At 44.7% G+C, this 15,646-nt stretch carries 18 protein-coding genes; 10 read left to right on the forward strand and 8 right to left on the reverse strand.

The annotated features are described in order from the left end of the window. The first annotated feature begins 113 nt into the window (after window positions 1-113). The 4 genes from R7Q11_RS20395 to R7Q11_RS20410 all read left to right on the forward strand — a co-directional run bounded on the left by R7Q11_RS20395 (window position 114) and on the right by R7Q11_RS20410 (window position 5,145). Complete coding sequence (locus R7Q11_RS20395) at window positions 114-563, forward strand: DNA polymerase III subunit chi (protein ID WP_031777270.1); 450 nt, start codon at window positions 114-116, stop codon at window positions 561-563. A gap of 96 nt (window positions 564-659) precedes the next feature. Further along, on the forward strand, window positions 660-3,518 hold the full coding sequence (locus tag R7Q11_RS20400) for a valine--tRNA ligase (RefSeq protein ID WP_115386304.1): 2,859 nt from the start codon (window positions 660-662) through the stop codon (window positions 3,516-3,518). Between the two features lie 201 nt (window positions 3,519-3,719). Next, window positions 3,720-4,124, forward strand: a complete 405-nt coding sequence (locus R7Q11_RS20405) for a DUF2061 domain-containing protein (protein WP_005381078.1) — start codon at window positions 3,720-3,722, stop codon at window positions 4,122-4,124. 115 nt (window positions 4,125-4,239) lie between these two features. Further along, window positions 4,240-5,145 carry a bifunctional helix-turn-helix transcriptional regulator/GNAT family N-acetyltransferase gene (locus tag R7Q11_RS20410; RefSeq protein WP_080996865.1) on the forward strand — a complete coding sequence of 302 codons (906 nt, stop codon included), beginning with the start codon at window positions 4,240-4,242 and terminating at the stop codon, window positions 5,143-5,145. Window positions 5,146-5,164: 19 nt separating this feature from the next. Here the strand turns inward: R7Q11_RS20410 and R7Q11_RS20415 are convergent, their stop codons facing one another. Next, window positions 5,165-5,965 carry a glycosyl hydrolase 2 galactose-binding domain-containing protein gene (locus tag R7Q11_RS20415; protein ID WP_033906208.1) on the reverse strand — a complete coding sequence of 267 codons (801 nt, stop codon included), beginning with the start codon at window positions 5,963-5,965 and terminating at the stop codon, window positions 5,165-5,167. Window positions 5,966-6,119: 154 nt separating this feature from the next. Next, window positions 6,120-6,533 carry a ribonuclease E inhibitor RraB gene (rraB, locus tag R7Q11_RS20420; protein ID WP_005381081.1) on the reverse strand — a complete coding sequence of 138 codons (414 nt, stop codon included), beginning with the start codon at window positions 6,531-6,533 and terminating at the stop codon, window positions 6,120-6,122. Window positions 6,534-7,116: 583 nt separating this feature from the next. Here rraB and arcA point away from each other — a divergent pair. From arcA to R7Q11_RS20450, 6 genes are all read left to right on the forward strand, one after another. Next, complete coding sequence (gene arcA / locus R7Q11_RS20425; RefSeq protein ID WP_005381082.1) at window positions 7,117-8,337, forward strand: arginine deiminase; 1,221 nt, start codon at window positions 7,117-7,119, stop codon at window positions 8,335-8,337. 156 nt (window positions 8,338-8,493) lie between these two features. After that, complete coding sequence (locus tag R7Q11_RS20430) at window positions 8,494-9,498, forward strand: ornithine carbamoyltransferase (RefSeq protein ID WP_005385520.1); 1,005 nt, start codon at window positions 8,494-8,496, stop codon at window positions 9,496-9,498. 99 nt (window positions 9,499-9,597) lie between these two features. After that, complete coding sequence (locus R7Q11_RS20435) at window positions 9,598-9,693, forward strand: hypothetical protein (RefSeq protein ID WP_005381084.1); 96 nt, start codon at window positions 9,598-9,600, stop codon at window positions 9,691-9,693. An 86-nt stretch (window positions 9,694-9,779) separates the two neighbouring features. Then, window positions 9,780-10,709, forward strand: coding sequence for an aspartate carbamoyltransferase (pyrB, locus tag R7Q11_RS20440; protein WP_005381085.1), 930 nt, complete (start codon window positions 9,780-9,782; stop codon window positions 10,707-10,709). A gap of 15 nt (window positions 10,710-10,724) precedes the next feature. Then, window positions 10,725-11,186, forward strand: a complete 462-nt coding sequence (pyrI, locus tag R7Q11_RS20445; RefSeq protein ID WP_005381086.1) for an aspartate carbamoyltransferase regulatory subunit — start codon at window positions 10,725-10,727, stop codon at window positions 11,184-11,186. 130 nt (window positions 11,187-11,316) lie between these two features. Next, window positions 11,317-11,706 (forward strand): RidA family protein, encoded by a 390-nt coding sequence (locus tag R7Q11_RS20450; protein ID WP_005381087.1) that lies wholly within the window; start codon window positions 11,317-11,319, stop codon window positions 11,704-11,706. A gap of 85 nt (window positions 11,707-11,791) precedes the next feature. Here R7Q11_RS20450 and R7Q11_RS20455 read toward each other — a convergent pair whose 3' ends face one another. From R7Q11_RS20455 to mlaD, 6 genes are all read right to left on the reverse strand, one after another. Then, window positions 11,792-12,517 carry a 1-acylglycerol-3-phosphate O-acyltransferase gene (locus R7Q11_RS20455; protein WP_005381088.1) on the reverse strand — a complete coding sequence of 242 codons (726 nt, stop codon included), beginning with the start codon at window positions 12,515-12,517 and terminating at the stop codon, window positions 11,792-11,794. Between the two features lie 155 nt (window positions 12,518-12,672). After that, on the reverse strand, window positions 12,673-13,929 hold the full coding sequence (gene murA / locus R7Q11_RS20460) for a UDP-N-acetylglucosamine 1-carboxyvinyltransferase (protein WP_005388419.1): 1,257 nt from the start codon (window positions 13,927-13,929) through the stop codon (window positions 12,673-12,675). Between the two features lie 9 nt (window positions 13,930-13,938). After that, complete coding sequence (ibaG, locus tag R7Q11_RS20465) at window positions 13,939-14,193, reverse strand: BolA family iron metabolism protein IbaG (RefSeq protein ID WP_005381092.1); 255 nt, start codon at window positions 14,191-14,193, stop codon at window positions 13,939-13,941. Window positions 14,194-14,196: 3 nt separating this feature from the next. Next, window positions 14,197-14,517, reverse strand: a complete 321-nt coding sequence (locus R7Q11_RS20470) for a lipid asymmetry maintenance protein MlaB (protein ID WP_054728869.1) — start codon at window positions 14,515-14,517, stop codon at window positions 14,197-14,199. Then, a complete protein-coding gene (mlaC, locus tag R7Q11_RS20475; RefSeq protein WP_017821301.1) occupies window positions 14,517-15,155 on the reverse strand; it encodes a phospholipid-binding protein MlaC in 639 nt (212 codons plus the stop codon). The genes R7Q11_RS20470 and mlaC overlap by 1 nt, the downstream gene beginning before the upstream one ends. A gap of 2 nt (window positions 15,156-15,157) precedes the next feature. After that, window positions 15,158-15,646 carry an outer membrane lipid asymmetry maintenance protein MlaD gene (mlaD, locus tag R7Q11_RS20480; protein WP_005381099.1) on the reverse strand — a complete coding sequence of 163 codons (489 nt, stop codon included), beginning with the start codon at window positions 15,644-15,646 and terminating at the stop codon, window positions 15,158-15,160.

Here is a 15,646-nt window from a genome sequence, read left to right on the forward strand (position 1 = left end):
TCTGAACAGAATCTAAAAGGGCCGCAAGGCCCTTTTTTATTATCCTAATTTTCTAAAATGAAAGTGGGACTTAAGATGGTCTTAGGAAGAGACCCAAGGCAAGTGAGAGAATGATACAAACTGCAACCTTCTACATCATTAACGAAGAGAGCCCGCAAGCAACGGTGGCTGGCTTTGAAGAATACATCGTGTTTTTGGCTCAGCACTTTGCTCGCCAAGGCGCTAAAGTGTATTTAAACTGCCAAGACAAACCACACGCCGAGCAGCTCGCTGAAGCCTTTTGGCAAGTTGATGCAGACAAGTTCATGGCACATAACCTCGTAGGCGAGGGACCGAAATACGCCACCAATATTGAAATCGGCCATGAAGGTGTAAAACCTAATTGGAACCGTCAGCTGGTAATTAATTTGGCGGAAAATGAGACAACCTTTGCGAACAAGTTTGCTCAAGTGGTAGACTTCGTGCCCTGCGAAGAAAAAGCTAAACAACTCGCAAGAGAAAGATATAAAATTTACCGTCAAGCAGGTTACCAGCTGCAAACGATCGAAATTCAATATCCTTAACGGTCAATCCTTATAGTTAAGGCGATCTTGTTAAGATCCCTCACTTATAAAGATTGACTAAGATTCAACCATCAACGTATCCATTAAAAGAGCGCTATGGAAAAGACATACAACCCAACTTCAATCGAACAAGCTCTGTATCAGACTTGGGAAGAGAAAGGCTACTTTAAGCCACACGGTGACACTACTAAAGAATCATACAGCATCATGATCCCGCCACCGAACGTCACTGGTAGCCTACACATGGGCCACGCGTTCCAAGATACGATCATGGATACGCTTATCCGTTGTGAACGTATGAAGGGTAAAAACACCCTTTGGCAAGTAGGTACTGACCACGCTGGTATCGCAACTCAGATGGTTGTTGAGCGTAAGATCGCTGCAGAAGAAGGCAAAACAAAACACGATTACGGTCGTGAAGCTTTCATCGACAAAATCTGGGAATGGAAAGGCGAATCTGGCGGCACTATCACTAAGCAGCTTCGTCGTCTTGGCGCATCTGTAGACTGGGATCGTGAACGCTTTACGATGGACGATGGTCTATCTAACGCCGTTCAAGAAGTCTTCGTACGTCTATACGAAGACGATCTAATCTACCGCGGTAAGCGTCTGGTTAACTGGGATCCAAAGCTACACACAGCGATTTCAGATCTAGAAGTAGAGAACAAAGACACTAAAGGCCACATGTGGCACTTCCGCTACCCACTAGCAGATGGCGCTAGAACAGCCGATGGCAAAGACTACATCGTTGTTGCAACGACTCGTCCAGAGACCGTGCTAGGCGATACGGGTGTTGCAGTTAACCCAGAAGATCCACGTTACAAAGATCTTATCGGTAAAGAAATCATCCTTCCTATCGTTGATCGTCGCATCCCAATCGTGGGCGATGAGCACGCAGATATGGAAAAAGGTACTGGCTGTGTGAAAATCACACCTGCGCACGACTTCAACGACTACGAAGTAGGTAAGCGCCACCAGCTACCAATGATCAACATTCTGACTTTCGACGCAAACATCCGTGATGCTTCTGAAGTATTCAACACCAACGGCGAAGCAAGCGACGCTTACAGCACTGAGCTACCAGCTAAATACCACGGTATGGAGCGTTTTGCCGCTCGTAAAGCTATCGTTGCTGAATTCGACGAGCTAGGCCTACTTGAAGAAGTGAAAGATCACGATCTACAAGTTCCTTACGGCGACCGTGGTGGCGTGGTTATCGAACCAATGCTAACTGACCAATGGTACGTACGTACTGCGCCTCTAGCGAAAACTGCAGTTGAAGCAGTAGAAAACGGCGACATCCAATTTGTTCCTAAGCAGTACGAAAACATGTACTTCTCTTGGATGCGTGACGTTCAAGACTGGTGTATCTCTCGTCAGCTATGGTGGGGTCACCGCATCCCAGCTTGGTACGACAACCAAGGTAATGTTTACGTAGGTCGCACTGAAGAAGAAGTTCGTAAGAACAACAACCTAGAGTCAGTCATTGAACTGCACCAAGACGAAGACGTACTGGATACGTGGTTCTCTTCTGCACTATGGACATTCGGTACTCAAGGTTGGCCAGAGCAAACTGACGACCTGAAAGTATTCCACCCTTCAGACGTTCTAGTAACTGGTTTCGACATCATCTTCTTCTGGGTTGCGCGCATGATCATGATGACCATGCACTTCGTGAAAGACGAAAACGGCAAACCACAAGTACCATTTAAGACGGTTTACGTTACTGGTCTAATCCGTGATGAAAACGGCGACAAGATGTCTAAGTCGAAAGGTAACGTCCTTGATCCAATCGACATGATCGATGGTATCGACCTAGAGTCTCTCGTAGAGAAGCGTTGTGGCAACATGATGCAGCCTCAACTAGCGAAGAAGATCGAGAAGAACACTCGTAAGACGTTTGAAAACGGTATCGAAGCATACGGTACAGACGCACTGCGTTTCACTCTTGCAGCAATGGCATCGACAGGTCGTGATATCAACTGGGATATGAAGCGTCTTGAGGGTTACCGTAACTTCTGTAACAAGCTATGGAACGCAAGCCGTTACGTAATGATGAACACAGAAGAGCAAGATTGTGGCTTCAACGGTGGTGAGATTGAATACTCACTAGCAGACAAGTGGATCGAGTCTCAGTTTGAACTAGCAGCGAAAGCGTTCAACAACCATATCGACAACTTCCGTCTAGATATGGCTGCGAACACGCTTTACGAATTCATCTGGAACCAATTCTGTGACTGGTACCTAGAGCTTACTAAGCCAGTTCTATGGAAAGGTACTGAAGCACAACAGCGTGGTACTCGTCGTACATTAATCACGGTTCTTGAGAAGACTCTACGTCTAGCTCACCCAGTGATTCCTTACATCACTGAAACTATCTGGCAAAGCATCAAGCCATTAGTTGAAGGTGTAGAAGGCGAGACAATCATGCTACAAACACTTCCTCAATTCGACGAAGCAAACTTCAACCAAGAAGCGCTAGATGATATCGAATGGGTGAAGGCGTTCATTACCAGCATCCGTAACCTACGTGCTGAATACGACATCAACCCTGGTAAGCCGCTTGACGTTATGCTGAAAGCAGCAAATGCAGAAGATGCCTCTCGTCTAGAAGCAAGCAAGCAAGTACTGATGTCACTAGCGAAGCTAGAAGCAGTACGCGTGCTTGAAACTGGCGAACAAACTCCTGCATGTGCGACAGCACTGGTTGGTAAGTCTGAGTTGATGATCCCAATGGCAGGTCTGATCGACAAAGATGCTGAGCTTGCTCGTCTAGATGGCGAAATCAAGAAGACTCACGGCGAAATCAAGCGTATCGAAGGCAAACTAGGTAACGAAGGCTTCGTAGCGAAAGCACCTGAAGCAGTTGTTGCTAAAGAGCGTGAGAAGCTTGAAGGCTACAAAGAGACACTAGCTAAGCTAGAAGAGCAGAAGACAACGATCGCTGCGCTTTAAGCCTCAGTGAAAGAGAAGAATTAACACTTCTCACTTTTGGTTCAAAGGTTGGTCATCATGGCCAACCTTTTTTGTATACATTTCACCAAAACCATCATCAATAGCTTCCCCCTATCACAACAATACTCATTACCCATTAGCATTAATGAGAATTATTATCGATAATGAACTCATCGAAACAAACACGATTGAGTAATTATCATGAAAAAGACACTAACTTTCGCAGCACTGCATTTTACTATCGCATTTAGTGTCGCTTACGTACTCACAGGCGACATTCTAATTGGTAGTTTAATTGCCATGATTGAGCCTTCAGTGAACACCGTAGCCTTCTACTTTCATGAAAAGGCATGGGCAAAAGTCCCAGCACTTAAAGCTCGTCAGTGGATGACCAAATTAAAAACCGCAAGCTTTGCGACCGTGCACTTCAGCGTCGCTTTTACCGTGGTTTACTTACTAACAGGTGATGCATTTGTCGGCGGCGTAATGGCGATGCTAGAGCCGAGTTTGAACACGGTGGCTTACTACTTCCACGAGAAAGTATGGATGCGTAAATCATCAGAAAAAGCTCCAGCACCGCAGTTTTGTTTACATCACCACGCTTAAACATGGAGGCTCACTACGTCTCCTAACGAGAAAAATGACATTTACCATTGACAAGGTTGCGCACCGCAATTAATTTAATTGCGGTGCGCAACTTTATTTTTAGAGGTAAGTGATAATGAACGCTCGTCAACTTCGACACTACTCCCGTCAAGCCGTCCGATTGCTTGGTATGCTTGATAAACAATGCGGCGATGTCGCTCTCACTCCAGTGCAAGCGCACGCATTGGGTGAAATCCAATTGCAGCCATTGACCATCAATCAGCTGGCACAGCAGCTTAATGTCGACAAGTCCAACGCGAGCCGAACCGTTACTGGTTTGATTAAATTAGGTTTGGTCGAGAGCATCGAAAACCCAAAAGACAAACGTAGTCAACTCGTAGCGATTACAGAGCAAGGCCAACAGGCGTTATCACAACTGGACCAACAGCAAAACCACTTCTTTGAACAACTGCTTACCCAACTCGATGACAGCGAGCAAGAGCAACTCAAACTTGGTCTAGAGACTTACCTAAAAGGGCTAACAAAAGTGTGTCAGTCTGAGGAATACGTTCTTCGGCCTCTTACTAAAGCAGACAACCCGCAAGTCGCAGATGTGATTCGTAAAGTCTCTGCAGAATACGGCTTAACCGCAGACAAAGGTTATGGTGTGGCCGATCCAACGCTTGATGATATGTATTCGGTTTACAATCAATGCGGGGCCGCCTATTGGGTCATTGAACATCGCGGAGAGATCGTTGGTGGCGGTGGCTTTGCCCCTTTAGCTGGCGAGCCAAATGTGTGTGAACTACAAAAGATGTACTTCTTACCTCAAACACGAGGACACGGTTTAGCCAAACGCATCGTCGCATTGAGCTTACAATTGGCGGAACAATTTGGGTATCAGCAGTGCTATTTAGAGACAACTGAATGTCTGAGAGAAGCGGTAAGCTTGTATGAAAAGCTAGGCTTTGAGCATCTCGATGCCCCGCTTGGACAAACAGGGCATGATGCATGTGAAGTCGTAATGCTTAAGATGCTGTAATAGATAATATTATTAGAAGTTAAAGCACAACATGGGTAACACAAAGCTCCTGGCTCAAGGCAACAGTGAAGTTTTGGTGCTGCCCATCCAACTCAACAGACAATTGGTAGAGATCACTTGGATCAGGATCAGTAAGATCGGCATACTTTGGCGCTTCGATCTGGAATAAAGCGCTCGCATGCTCCGCTCGGACATCAATAGGAATATGGTAAGTCATACCATTAAACTTAACCGATGCAGAGACCAGACCCGGCGCAAAAGTTTGATAGTACAAGTCTACTTTAAACTCGCAACCACCACCGTGGTGCCAAATCTGCTCGGTTGCCACGCGGTCTAAACGTACATTGCGAATGAACTGCAGATACGGTTCTTGCCATACCCCTAAGCGCTCATCACTTTTTTTATATTCATGATCGGACAGAGAGCACAGCTCAGGTTTATCTTCATCAAACAGAAGATCCTCTTCTTCCTCTAAGAACAAGATTTCAAAGCGGTTACGCCCCATTTGCATGAACGGACGAATGTCTTTCTTGTAGACATTTTGAGAACCGTCACAGTCGAACAATGCTACTCCGTTCAAACGCACTTCTGCATGGTAATCCACACCACCCAACACCATTTCTACCGCTGGGAATGCCATCATGGATTCGTCCACTTCAATGTCATGCATCAGGTGCCACTCTTGCTGACGAATTGCTTCTTCTGTCAGTTCAGCTGGCAATACCTGACTCAAAGGAGCAGGGAAAGTAATGTCATCCTGTGGGATAGAAAGGTCCGTCAGTGGAGAGACTTGCCATAAACCGGCGAGTGAGAGTTGCATATACACCTTGAGCTAGATCAATTTTCACGCATTATAGGGAGAAATCCCCTATAAACTCAATGTGAATTATTTATCGCCTCCACATTCGTCAGTTTTTCAAGGAATAAAAAAACCAGCGTTAAACGCTGGTTTTTCCAAAAGTAGTGAGCTTTGATTACTCGTCGTCTTCATCTTCTTCAGGGTAAAGCGCATCTTCGCCTTCGTAGTACGTACCCCAACCGTCATAGATGATGTCGTATTTTTCTGCCAAGTGAATCAATTTTTCAACTTGCGCATCAATCGCTTCTGCGTCTAGTGCGGACTCCATAGTCGCATCACAGCAAAGCAACTTGTTACCATCTTCATCTTCAGTTTCTTCTGCTTCAAGAACTTCAAAGCCCATCTTGAATGCTTCAACTACCGCTTTTTCTAGCGTGTCAAAATCTTCTGCAAACAGGTGGTGCTCAATTTCGTATAGCGAATCTGGATCGCTGCCATCTTCTAGCAATGCTGCAATGATATCGCGAGTCTCTTCCTTTTGAATCTCAATTAATTCTTCTACTGATAGATATTCATCTTCGTGAGACATGTTTTGGCTCCAGATTAGTTACTTGATGGAAACACAATACCCGATACTGAGTATGCTGATCCGGTGAAATATGGCATGGATTGCGATGAAAAGCCACAAACAAACATCATACCACTGCGATTCTTATCGGTTATTTGAATCTAAATATTAAACCGACCACACAAAGAAACAAAAAATTAACAAAGAATGGCATTTTTTAATATTCAGAACATCCTAATTGACACTTAATGTGGTTATTTTCTCTTTCTATGCGTGTTTATGATGCTTTCTTGAATACACTCACGTGTAAAACGAAGAAGCATAACGAATAAATTCACTTTAATAATGCATAATTTAGAATAAAAATGCACGTTTTATGCACTGTGCGTGTATTCTTTCTCAACGGGAAAATTAGAATAAAAACGCACGCACTCTAATTTTAGTAAAATAGCATTTATATCTAATAATAAATTTCACAAGAATCAAAATAAAAATAAAAAACCAACAAAACCAGAAACACCAGAATATAAACAAAGCTTGATAACTTGCATCTTTCTAGGAAGCTTGTCATAACTAATGGCTGGAAAATTTGTAAGGATACAAAATGAGCAAGCTGTACGTTGGATCAGAAGTTGGTCAACTTCGACGAGTTCTATTAAATCGCCCTGAACGCGCCCTAACCCACTTAACTCCGTCAAACTGTCATGAGTTGCTATTTGATGACGTTCTTGCTGTAGAAGCGGCAGGTGAAGAGCACGATGCATTCGCACGTACGCTGCGCGAGCAAGACGTTGAAGTGCTTCTCCTCCACGATTTACTGGTCGAAACCCTCGCTGTTCCAGAAGCAAAACAATGGCTGCTGAACACTCAGATTTCTGACTTTCGCTACGGGCCAACATTTGCGCGAGACCTACGCCAATACTTTTCAGAAATGGATGATGAACATCTTGCCTGCATCTTTTTAGGTGGCTTAGCATACTCAGAGCTACCGATCTCCTCATCTTCTATGCTGCCAAAAATGAAGCGTCCTCTCGACTTTGTTATTGAGCCACTGCCTAATCACCTCTTTACTCGTGATACCTCATGTTGGGTTTATGGCGGCGTTTCTCTTAACCCGATGATGATGCCTGCACGCCAACGTGAAACAAACCACCTACGTGCGATTTATCGTTGGCACCCAATTTTTGCTGGCCAAGATTTTATCAAATACTTCGGTGACGATGATCTGCATTATGATAATGCTAATGTCGAAGGCGGTGATGTGTTGGTTATTGGTAAAGGTGCAGTTCTGATCGGTATGTCTGAGCGTACGACCGCGCAAGGCGTAGAGAACCTTGCAGCGAGCCTATTTAAAGCAGGCCAAGCGACCGAAGTGATTGCAATTGATCTGCCTAAACACCGCTCATGTATGCATTTAGACACCGTGATGACCCATATGGATGTAGATACTTTCTCTGTCTACCCAGAGATCATGCGCAAAGATCTCGACACATGGCGCTTAACACCAAAAGGCAACGGTGAAATGCATGTTGAAGCCTCACATAACTATCTGCACGCGATTGAGTCCGCTCTTGGCTTAGATCAGCTGAAAATCATCACCACTGGTGGCGACAGCTATGAAGCGGAACGCGAACAATGGAATGATGCCAATAACGTTCTAACTGTAAAACCGGGCGTAGTAATTGGTTACGAACGCAACGTATACACCAACGAAAAATACGATAAAGCTGGCATCAAAGTACTGACAGTACCTGGTAACGAGCTTGGTCGTGGTCGCGGTGGCGCTCGCTGTATGAGCTGTCCAATAGAGCGAGACGATATATAACTTACTCGTCCCTTTACATTAGGTGAATCAAAACTAAGGTTGATGTGAATACATCAACCTTTTTTAGCTTTATTTGAAAATAATTATTCACAATAAAAGCATTTATATGTTTTAATGAATTCTATTAATCTAATCACATGTACTAAGGGACGAGCTATGGCTTTCAATTTACGTAACCGCAACTTTTTGAAGCTATTGGACTTCTCAACCAAAGAAATCCAGTTTTTGCTCGAACTGTCTGCAGAGCTGAAAAAAGCTAAATATGCAGGAACAGAGCAGAAGAAACTTCAAGGTAAAAACATCGCACTAATCTTTGAGAAATCTTCGACTCGTACCCGATGTGCGTTTGAAGTCGCTGCCTTTGACCAAGGTGCTCAAGTCTCTTACATCGGCCCTTCTGGCTCGCAGATCGGTCATAAGGAATCGATGAAAGACACCGCTCGTGTTCTTGGTCGTATGTACGACGGGATTGAATACCGAGGCTTTGGCCAATCCATTGTTGAAGAGCTTGGTACTTATGCTGGTGTTCCAGTGTGGAATGGTTTAACGGATGAGTTCCACCCAACCCAGATCCTTGCTGACTTCCTGACCATGCAAGAGCACGGCCGTGGTAAACAGCTGCATGAAATAACCTTCGCTTACCTAGGTGATGCGCGCAACAACATGGGTAACTCACTTATGGTGGGCGCAGCGAAAATGGGCATGGATATTCGCCTTGTCGCGCCAAAAGCGTTCTGGCCTGAAGAAGAGCTCGTGGCAACTTGTCAAACTATCGCGCAACAAACCGGTGCAAAAATCACGTTAACAGAAAGCGTTGAGGAAGGTGTGAAAGGTTGTGACTTCCTATACACCGACGTTTGGGTGTCTATGGGTGAGTCTGCCGAGGCATGGGATGAACGTGTAGCGTTAATGACACCTTATCAAATCAATATGGACGTGATTGAGCAAACGGGTAATCCACATGTGAAATTCATGCACTGCCTTCCAGCTTTCCACAATGATGAAACCACCGTCGGCAAAGAAGTCGCTGAAAAATACGGTATGAAAGGCCTTGAAGTAACAGAAGAGGTATTTGAATCGGAATACTCCATCGTATTCGACGAAGCTGAAAACCGTATGCATACCATCAAAGCCGTGATGGTTGCGACGCTAGGAAGCTAAACCAGTGCGCAAAAACAGCCGATAAAAACCATGATGTAATCGCTTGCGCTCACGAAAGTTAAGCGTATAATGCTCGGCAATTTGTCTGAGGATTAAGAAATGACCACGCTGATTGCTGACGTAAAAACGCGATTTGCTCTCGCTAAGCGACTACGCTTACGTGGTGTTATTTTCGTTAATTCTATTGAATTTTAAAACCTCCCCATTGGGGAGGTTTTTTTATGTCCAAAATTCCTTTCGGTTATTTGGATGTAGTCATCAATGTTATAGGGAAGAAGATCATGGCGAACTCGCTTTACCAGAAGCACATCATCTCTATTCCAGAGCTTTCACGCGAAGAACTGGAACTTATCGTAGAAACAGCAGGTAGCCTTAAAAAAGCACCTCGACCAGAACTGATTAAAAACAAAGTCGTTGCAAGTTGTTTCTTTGAACCATCAACACGTACACGTTTATCGTTTGAAACAGCGATTCAGCGCATTGGTGGTGACGTGATTGGCTTTGATAATGATGGTAATACCTCTCTGGCGAAGAAAGGCGAAACACTCGCAGATTCAGTACAAGTCATCTCTTCTTACGTCGATGCCTTTGTGATGCGTCATCCACAAGAAGGCGCCGCTCGCTTGGCATCTGAATTTTCAAATGGCGTGCCAGTGATCAACGCGGGCGACGGTGCAAACCAACACCCAACTCAAACGCTACTCGACTTATACACCATCGCGGAAACACAAGGGCGTCTAGACAACCTGAACGTCGCATTCGTAGGTGACCTAAAATATGGCCGCACAGTGCACTCACTGACTCAAGCCTTAGCAAAGTTTAACAACATCCGCTTCTTCTTTGTTGCACCAGATGCGCTGGCAATGCCAGATTACATCTGCGAAGAACTAGATGAAGCTGGCATTCAATATAGCCTACACACAGACATGGAAAGTGTGATTCCTGAACTGGATATTCTGTACATGACACGCGTACAGAAAGAACGTTTTGACGAATCGGAATACGCACATATTAAGTCGGCTTACATCCTAACGGCGGCACTACTAGAAGGCGCGCGTGAGAACTTGAAAGTGCTGCACCCACTACCACGTGTGGATGAAATTACAACTGATGTTGATAAAACGCCTCATGCTTACTTCTTCCAGCAAGCTCAAAATGGCGTGTATGCTCGCCAAGCACTGCTGGCGCTTGTTCTAAACGAAACACTGTAATCGAGGGGAAAAATCATGGCTAAAGAAACTCAATTGCAGGTAGAAGCAATCAAAAATGGTACGGTCATCGACCACATCCCTGCGCAAATCGGCATCAAAGTATTAAGACTGTTCGATATGCACAATTCATCACAACGCGTAACGATTGGACTGAACTTGCCATCATCAGCACTCGGTCATAAAGATCTACTCAAAATCGAAAATGTGTTTATCAATGAAGAGCAAGCGAGCAAGCTAGCGTTGTATGCTCCTCACGCGACCGTGAATCAAATCGAGAATTATGAAGTGGTGAAAAAGCTCGCGTTAGAGCTTCCTGAGCGCATCAATGATGTATTTGAATGCCCGAATTCAAACTGTATTTCTCATAATGAACCAGTAGAAAGCAGCTTTAGCGTGTTCGAGAAAAAACAAGAAATCCGCCTAAAGTGTAAATACTGCGAGAAAGTGTTCTCACGCGAGATCGTAACCGAGCGATAAACACGCCGCACGACTAGGCTGTGATACGTTTAAAATACCCTGCAATGTCAGGGTATTTTGCTCTTTACCTACCGAGGGTTTAGAGGCAAACTGAGAATCTTTATTCCCTACAACTGATGGAAAAAATCAAATGACGAAAGTACTTCACACTGAGTCTGCACCAGCAGCAATCGGTCCTTACGTTCAAGGCGTAGATCTAGGTAACATGGTTCTTACTTCTGGCCAAATCCCAGTAAACCCAGCGACAGGTGAAGTGTCTGCTGATATCGCAGAACAAGCTCGTCAGTCTCTAGAAAACGTAAAGGCTGTAGTTGAATCTTCAGGTCTTAAAGTATCTGATATTGTAAAGCTAACGGTTTTTGTTAAAGACCTAAATGACTTTGGCACAGTGAACGAAGTTTACGGCAAGTTCTTTGATGAGCACGGCGTAGCAAACTACCCTGCACGCTCTTGTGTAGAAGTGGCTCGCCTACCAAAAGATGTTGGCATCGAGATTGAAGCAATTGCAGTTCGCAAATAATTGCACTTGCTGACAAACATAAAAAAACGGGTAGCTCAGGCTACCCGTTTTTTATTGTCTTTTCGTGATGATATCGCAGTAAAACTTAAGCAGCGTTGCGCTGTTTGACTTCTTCATCTAACGATTCAAGCTTCTCTTTCATCTGTTCACGACAGATATTCGCTAACTCGCGAATGCCCTCTTTACCATAGCCTTCAGTGCTGATTGGAGGTAGCATTTCAACAATCACATGACCATTGTTCCAACGGTTCAGCTTAATTTTATTCGTCGAGCTACATACGATAGGAATGATTGGCACACCTGCACCAATTGCCGCATGAAAAGCACCTGTTTTGAATGGAAGCAAACCACGCCCACGAGAACGCGTGCCTTCTGGGAACATCCACACAGAAACATCACTTTCTTTCATACTGCTCACGACCTGATCGATAGTACCTTTTGCTTTAGAACGATTCGCTCGGTCAATCAGAATGTTACCCGTAAGCCAGTAAAGCTGACCAAACAGTGGCATCCAAGCCAAGCTCTTTTTACCTACTGTCACAACTTTCGGAGTCACAGCCGCAGAAACAGTAAACATGTCCCAGTTGTTCTGGTGGTTAGCAATGTAAACATGTTGGCCTCGTGAATACGCATCTTCAGGGATACGCAACTCTAACTTAATCCCAAACACACGAGACATCTTGGCAAACAAACGGCCAAAAGTGAAAACGTGCTTAGGGTTTCTAGGGCTTAATAGGCAGTAACCACAACCACCAATAAACATAACAATCGCAAAGATAGCGACAGCAAATACACGTAACAGTGCAATCATTCTTGTTCTCCAGGAACCGGCTTTTGCCAGATACAGCTATTAATATCTCTCTTTCCATAAATGGAAAATATGGTCATGAGAGTGATATAAAAAAGCCGAAACTCAGGTTTCGGCTCTCTTGATATCCAAGTTACCTGCGGTGCAGTTTAACTTGCCTAGCTCACTCGCTCAATATTTGCGCCAAGTGCAGCCAGTTTATTTTCGATTTTGTCGTAACCACGGTCGATATGGTAAATACGATCAACGACGGTTTCGCCTTTAGCAATGCAACCTGCAATAACCAAACTAGCCGAAGCTCGTAGATCGGTTGCCATCACTTGCGCACCGCTGAGTGACTCAACATCACCACAGATAACCGTATTGCCTTCGATCTCAGCTTTAGCGCCCATACGCATGAGTTCTGGTACGTGCATAAAGCGGTTTTCAAAGATAGTCTCTGTGATCACGCCGCCACCTTTCGCCATCATGTTCAGAAGCGTAAATTGAGCTTGCATATCCGTCGGGAAACCAGGATGTGGCGCAGTACGTACACTTACCGCTTTTAGCTCGCGGTCGGTCATATCAACGGAGATCCAATCTTCACCCGTTTCGACAAGCGCGCCAGCTTCTTCCAGCTTGGCGAGAACCGCTTCAAGCAAATGAGCATTAGTGTTGCGACATACCACTTTACCGCCAGATACTGCTGCTGCGACAAGGAATGTTCCCGTCTCAATACGGTCAGCAACCACGTTGTGTTTACAACCGCCTAGGCGCTCAACACCTTCAATCGTAATGGTATCTGTGCCAGCGCCAGAGATTTTTGCGCCAAGCTTATTTAGGAAATCAGCGGTATCGACGATTTCAGGCTCACGCGCAGCGTTATCTAGTGTTGTTGTGCCTTCCGCCAGCGCTGCGGCACACATGATGGTGATCGTCGCGCCTACGCTGACTTTATCCATCACGATGTGCGCGCCTTTTAGACGACCATCCACTTCTGCTTTCACATAACCATCTTCTAATGTAATGGTTGCGCCAAGCTGCTCTAAACCAGAAATATGCAGATCCACAGGACGGGCACCAATGGCACAACCGCCTGGTAAAGAAACCTGACCTTGACCAAAGCGCGCCACCAAAGGACCTAAAGCCCAAATAGAAGCACGCATGGTTTTCACTAAATCATAAGGCGCGCAGTATTCTGTAATACTGCTTGGATCAACATGAACAGAGCCATTGCGGCTTACTTTCGCGCCTAAACGCTTAAGTAATTCCATGGTTGTGTCGATATCACGAAGGTGTGGTACGTTTGCCACTTCTACTGGCTCTTCCGCCAAGATAGACGCAAATAAAATCGGCAGTGCTGCGTTTTTTGCACCTGAAATGGTCACTTCACCAACTAGTGGTTTATCTGACCCAATAACTCGAAACTTTTCCATCAATAAACCTTAAAGCGACATCAATTTCTTATCACGAGCCCACTCTTCTGGTGTGAACGCTTTGATTGATAATGCGTGAATGTCGTTACGCTGGATGTATTCCATCAGAGGAGCATAAATTAGCTGCTGCTTCTTAACGCGGCTCATTCCATCGAAACAAGCATCAACAGCAACCACTTCATAGTGGCTACCTTCACCTTTCACATGCACTTCTTGAAGGTTTAGTGCTTCTTCTAATAACTGTTGTACTTTTGCGCTATCCACAATTTACCCCTGATAATTCTGTATGTGTTTGGCCACTAAAGATTCAACATTGCTCAGTTGAAACAAAGTGCGCAGTTGCGCCGGCACGAAACTGAGCATTATATGACAGTTTTGCTTTTTTGCATGCTCTAATAAGTGGATTAACATCACCATTCCTGCAGAGTCGACGCGCTCTATCTCTTTTAGCGAGCATTCCAGCTCCGATTGAGCAGGTTGCCATTGCTGTGCATACGCCCACAATGAAGGCACTGTATCTCTATCAAGTGCCCCTGTTAGCTTAAGAATGTTTTGATCCAATTGCCACTGAACGGGAGTCTGGGCCATTATTTCTTCGCCTCGAAGCGGATCGGTTCTGCGGCCAATTTTTCTAGGTCTTTAGCAACAGATAGAATACCTTCTTGACGAATTTTACTGTTCCATTCGGATTGTTTACTAGAAAGCAAACTAATGCCCTCTGCAATCATATCGAATGCTTCCCACTCACCAGAGTGGTTGTCTTTACGCAGTTTAAACTCAAGTTTGATGTTTGGACGCGGAGTATCGATGATATCAACTTTAATGCTTGTAATACGCTTAGAGTCATCAATGCTAGGCTCAGGACCAAACTCAATTTTTTGGTCAGAGTATTGCGTCAACACTTGTGCATAAGACGCAATCAGGTACGCACGAAATGCATCGATAAACTCAAGTACATCTTCACGCTTAGCACCTTTTAAGTTTGGACCAAGAAGTTTTAACCCTGCATAGCGGTAGTTGACGTAAGGCATTAGCTCTTCTTCAACGATCACTTTAAGTAAATTTGGATCTTGTTTGATTTTCGGCTGTTCGGCTTTCAATCTTTCGAACGTGACTTCAGCTACCTGCTTCATCATCTTATAAGGTTCAGTTTTATCCACCTCTGCTGCTGTTGCTCCAAAGACGCTAAACACAGCACAAACTGAAAGTAGTAATCTCGCTAACATAGTTATTCCTTACTTGAGTCGTCTGAACCACCTACGCTGTATAGTACTTGACCAATTAAGTCTTCAAGCACAAGCGCCGATTTGGTGTCTTCGATGGTATCACCATCCACTAGCATGACTTCATCATCAAAAACGAAGCCAGGTACTAAACCAATGTATTGCTCACCAATCAGGCCAGATGTCAAAATTTGTACGCTCGACGTTTCTGGGAACTGATTGTATTTGCTATTGATAGATAGTGTTACAACTGGCAATAAGTTGTCTGGGTTAAGCGAAATACTACTTACTCGACCAATCACAACGCCCCCCACTTTTACGGGAGAACGAACTTTTAAACTGCCAATATTATCGAACTCGGCTTTGAGGGTATAAGTATCACCAGAGCCAATGCTTTTTACGTCAGCAACTTGAAAAATCATCACAAGAATCGCGCAAATTCCCGCTAATACAAAGCTGCCAACCCATAATTCAGTTTTACGTGTTTGTTGCAT

This window comes from Vibrio sp. 970 (assembly GCF_033339075.1).

Coding starts and splice junctions, on each gene's coding strand:
- R7Q11_RS20415 (WP_033906208.1), bottom strand. CDS start 5,965: ATGCAACTCTCACTCGCCGGTTTATGGCAAGTCTCTCCACTGACGGAC.
- R7Q11_RS20450 (WP_005381087.1), top strand. CDS start 11,317: ATGACGAAAGTACTTCACACTGAGTCTGCACCAGCAGCAATCGGTCCT.
- R7Q11_RS20430 (WP_005385520.1), top strand. CDS start 8,494: ATGGCTTTCAATTTACGTAACCGCAACTTTTTGAAGCTATTGGACTTC.
- murA (WP_005388419.1), bottom strand. CDS start 13,929: ATGGAAAAGTTTCGAGTTATTGGGTCAGATAAACCACTAGTTGGTGAA.
- arcA (WP_005381082.1), top strand. CDS start 7,117: ATGAGCAAGCTGTACGTTGGATCAGAAGTTGGTCAACTTCGACGAGTT.
- R7Q11_RS20455 (WP_005381088.1), bottom strand. CDS start 12,517: ATGATTGCACTGTTACGTGTATTTGCTGTCGCTATCTTTGCGATTGTT.
- mlaD (WP_005381099.1), bottom strand. CDS start 15,646: ATGCAACAAACACGTAAAACTGAATTATGGGTTGGCAGCTTTGTATTA.
- pyrB (WP_005381085.1), top strand. CDS start 9,780: ATGGCGAACTCGCTTTACCAGAAGCACATCATCTCTATTCCAGAGCTT.
- R7Q11_RS20435 (WP_005381084.1), top strand. CDS start 9,598: ATGACCACGCTGATTGCTGACGTAAAAACGCGATTTGCTCTCGCTAAG.
- rraB (WP_005381081.1), bottom strand. CDS start 6,533: ATGTCTCACGAAGATGAATATCTATCAGTAGAAGAATTAATTGAGATT.
- R7Q11_RS20410 (WP_080996865.1), top strand. CDS start 4,240: ATGAACGCTCGTCAACTTCGACACTACTCCCGTCAAGCCGTCCGATTG.
- pyrI (WP_005381086.1), top strand. CDS start 10,725: ATGGCTAAAGAAACTCAATTGCAGGTAGAAGCAATCAAAAATGGTACG.
- R7Q11_RS20405 (WP_005381078.1), top strand. CDS start 3,720: ATGAAAAAGACACTAACTTTCGCAGCACTGCATTTTACTATCGCATTT.
- R7Q11_RS20400 (WP_115386304.1), top strand. CDS start 660: ATGGAAAAGACATACAACCCAACTTCAATCGAACAAGCTCTGTATCAG.
- mlaC (WP_017821301.1), bottom strand. CDS start 15,155: ATGTTAGCGAGATTACTACTTTCAGTTTGTGCTGTGTTTAGCGTCTTT.
- R7Q11_RS20470 (WP_054728869.1), bottom strand. CDS start 14,517: ATGGCCCAGACTCCCGTTCAGTGGCAATTGGATCAAAACATTCTTAAG.